Below are 3,228 nucleotides of genomic sequence, written 5' to 3'. Positions count from 1 at the left end.
AACTAATCTTGAAACCATGCGCGTCGGCCGCTGCAGTGGTCGCGACGCGAGCAAAAGGCACATTCGTTGCACAGAGGAGTTCGAAATGAGCGAACGAGAATCGATCGGAAAAATGCAGCCCGCGATGATCGCGCGGAGTGCTGAAACGCACTCGATGGACGGCGGCGATGCTTCGGCATCCGGGACATTTGTTGCGCGTGATGCGGTGGACCGCGTGTCGTGCCGCGTCGGCGACGCGTCGTGCGCGGGCGCGCATGCGGGGGCCATTAGCCGCTTCATGAAAATCGACGCGGCGTCCGCGCAGCGCTCGGTGCTCAAGCTGCAGTCGTGTTACGGCAATCGATACGTCGGACGCGTGATCGACCGCGCGGCGATCGGCGAGGCGCAACATGCCGACATGGGCGCGATCGAGCGTTCAATCGAATCGTCGCGCAGCGGCGGACAAGGCATGGATCATTCAACCCGCACGCGCATGGAAACGGCCTTCGGCGCGGATTTTTCGGGTGTGCGCATCCATCACGACGCGCATTCGGATGAGCTGGGCCGCTCGCTGTCGGCACGCGCTTTTGCGACGGGACACGACGTGTACTTCCGGCAAGGCGAATACAGTCCGGGAACCTCGGGCGGACGCGAACTGCTCGCGCACGAACTCACGCATGTCGTGCAGCAGACAGGCGGCGTCCAGCGCAAGATGACCGTGAGCCAGCCGGGCGATCCGCACGAAGTGGAAGCGGACCGCATGGCGCAAGCGGTGATGAAGCAGGAACAATCGGGCGAGCTGGCCCGGCAAGTCGATCGCGCCGAGGAAGAGAAAGACAAGGACAAGCATCTGGCCACAAAGGCGGACCACCATGTTCTGTTGCGTCAGCCGGAGGCGCCGAGGCCCCAGGACGAGGAAGAAAAGAAAAAGCTGCACGCGAAGCTCGACGCGTAGACACTCGCGCGGCACGAGGACAACATATCGCAGCGGTGAGCGAAGCAAGCTGCCTTTAAACGCGCAGCGGCGCCGCAAGAGACAAGAGGAGAAAGCGCTATGTCCACCGCTACCACCGCTACCACCGGCATGCCGGCTGCAAGCACTTCCCGCAAGCCCAGCCCGCTCACCGAAAGCCATTTCACCGGCTCCAGGCGCGCGGTCCTGCTGAGCACGGGCTCATCACGATCAACATCGCGGGCGCGGCGTTCATGCACTACGTCGTGAAGGTGGACGGCGCGCCGTTCGGGCTCGTCGTCACTCTAGCCGCATTCAGCACAGTAATGGTCGGCACGCCGCTCATTACGTTCCTGAGCCTGGGGTGGTTCACCCGCTACCGCGAATTCCAGAACAGCCTCAAAGGCAGCGCGTTGTCGGCGTATCTGCAGCGTTTCTGGTCGCAGCGCCTCATCTATGCGCTTGAGGACTCCGGCGCGCTCTCGCAGTCGCCGCCCGCGCCTCGGCAGTGGCAACGCCTCGCTGATGATCGGCTCGATATCTGCGAGCGCCTGTTCGCGCGCATCTATCACGAGCAGTACGGGCTCGTGCCGTTCGTGCCCGCCCTGTTCATCCTGCTAGCGGTCGTGTATGCGGCGGCAGGGCTCATCGGCACGAGTTTCTTCGACGTGCGCCCCTGCGCAACCGTCTCCAACTCGGGCTGCATCTACGGCATCAGCCAGCGTGTGCTAATGGCGTCCTTCGCAGGCTCGTTCATGTTAACCTCGCAAGTCCGGAGGCAATCCGTTGCGTAGCATTGTCGCGGGTTACTCGTGTGCCGGGCTACGCCGCCTTCAGGAAACTCTCCCGTCAGTGATAGGCGTGATTCAGGAGTTGTTCGGATGTGGGATTACGTCGTGAGCGCCTCTTGCCTGACGGCGAGCGACATCGCAAGGCGGCTGATATCCCAGATGAACCCGCTGAGTTCACGGGCGACCGCGATTACCGCGATGTTCTTCTGCTTGCCACGCGCTACCAGCTTTCGATAACGTCGGCACAAGCGCAGCTGCGCGTCCCAGGCTCGATCCACGATGGGCTTGGGAATGCCTTCGTGTCGGCGCTGGATCTCAGGACTCACTCGAGCCGGGTGCTGGTAGCTCCACGCCGCTTCGACGAGCAGCTTCCTGGCATAAGCGTTTCCATTCTTGGTAATGCTTCCCTGACGGCGTTTCTCACCTGACGAGTGTTCGGATGGCGTCACCCCCAGCCAGCCCATCAATTGACGCGGATGTTCGAAGCGTGATAGATCGCCCAGTTCGGCGAGCATGCACACCGCGGTGGTGAACTGCACGCCGCGCATCGTTTGTAGGCCCAGCACAGCCGGATAGAATCGCCAGTTGGGGACCGCCTCGCGCAATGCTGCTCCTTCAGGCGCTGTCGTGCACGCTTCAGATCGTCCTTGGCGCTAACCCACGCGCGAGCCAGGTCGCGGAATGCTTCGTCATCCACGGTGGGCACATAAACGCGCGACAGGTCGCCGGCGCGCAGCGAACGCACAAGCTTCACTGCGTCGCGTCGATCCGTCTTGACGCGCTCACCTGGCTTCTTTGGAATTAGTGAAGGCGCGCAGACCATGCAGTCGAATCCCTTCTGAACGAGTTGACGGTAAAGTCCGTAGCCGCACGGGCCCGCCTCGTAGACGATGCAGATGTGTCGCGCCTTCGATTGCAGGCGCTTGCACAGGCGATCAATGTCCGTCTTCGTACCGGTCCCGCCGAGCACTTCGACCTCGCCTGCGCCCAGCGCATAGGCAGCCGTGATCGATTCCTTGTGGACATCCAGACCGACGTACACCGTGCTATCGTCTTCCATGCTGGCCTCCGTGGTGAAAATCGCCGGGTGTGGCACCGTCCACACCGTGCGGCTCTGGCAGCGATGCTAACCCGCGTTTGTTTCCCTCGGCAGGCCAGCCCTTGCCTCACGAAGTCATACTGACTAACCCGAGTTAGATTTCTCACGGCGGGCCAGCCAGCGTCGGCCTCGCGGAAAGTCATAATGTCTAAACGACCCCGACGTTTCAGCGTCACTCGACGCGCGGCGTGTCGGATTCAATAGGGCGCGCTCAGTGCGAATTTTTTGGTCACCCCCGCGCACAACAGTTAATACACTGTGTAATAGGTCTCCGTCGAACGCCCACAGGCGGAGTTAAGCGGCACCGACCAATCGCGGCCATACAGCCTGGCGGGAATCCAGAACAATTCGCTATGCGAAATTACGTTATAGTGAGAAATCGCTTTGACTTAAGACGAACACATGAA

Annotated in this window: 2 protein-coding genes and 1 pseudogene; 2 read left to right on the top strand and 1 reads right to left on the bottom strand. The window is 61.6% G+C overall.

All coding sequences use genetic code 11. From position 1 onward, the window contains the following. The first annotated feature begins 85 nt into the window (after positions 1 to 85). Positions 86 to 934, top strand: a complete 849-nt coding sequence (locus tag WCA53_RS26770) for a DUF4157 domain-containing protein (RefSeq protein WP_423917743.1) — start codon at positions 86 to 88, stop codon at positions 932 to 934. Between the two features lie 251 nt (positions 935 to 1,185). Continuing rightward, positions 1,186 to 1,725, top strand: a complete 540-nt coding sequence (locus WCA53_RS26765; RefSeq protein ID WP_423917740.1) for a hypothetical protein — start codon at positions 1,186 to 1,188, stop codon at positions 1,723 to 1,725. Between the two features lie 95 nt (positions 1,726 to 1,820). On the opposite strand, the pseudogene WCA53_RS26760 reads toward WCA53_RS26765, so the two are convergent. Continuing rightward, positions 1,821 to 2,782, bottom strand: a pseudogene (locus WCA53_RS26760) (IS110 family transposase). Between the last annotated feature and the right edge of the window lie 446 nt (positions 2,783 to 3,228).

Origin of the sequence: Caballeronia sp., assembly GCF_049581465.1 — a bacterium.
Classification (GTDB): Bacteria; Pseudomonadota; Gammaproteobacteria; order Burkholderiales; family Burkholderiaceae; genus Caballeronia.
This window is presented reverse-complemented; position numbering and strand designations above follow the sequence as displayed.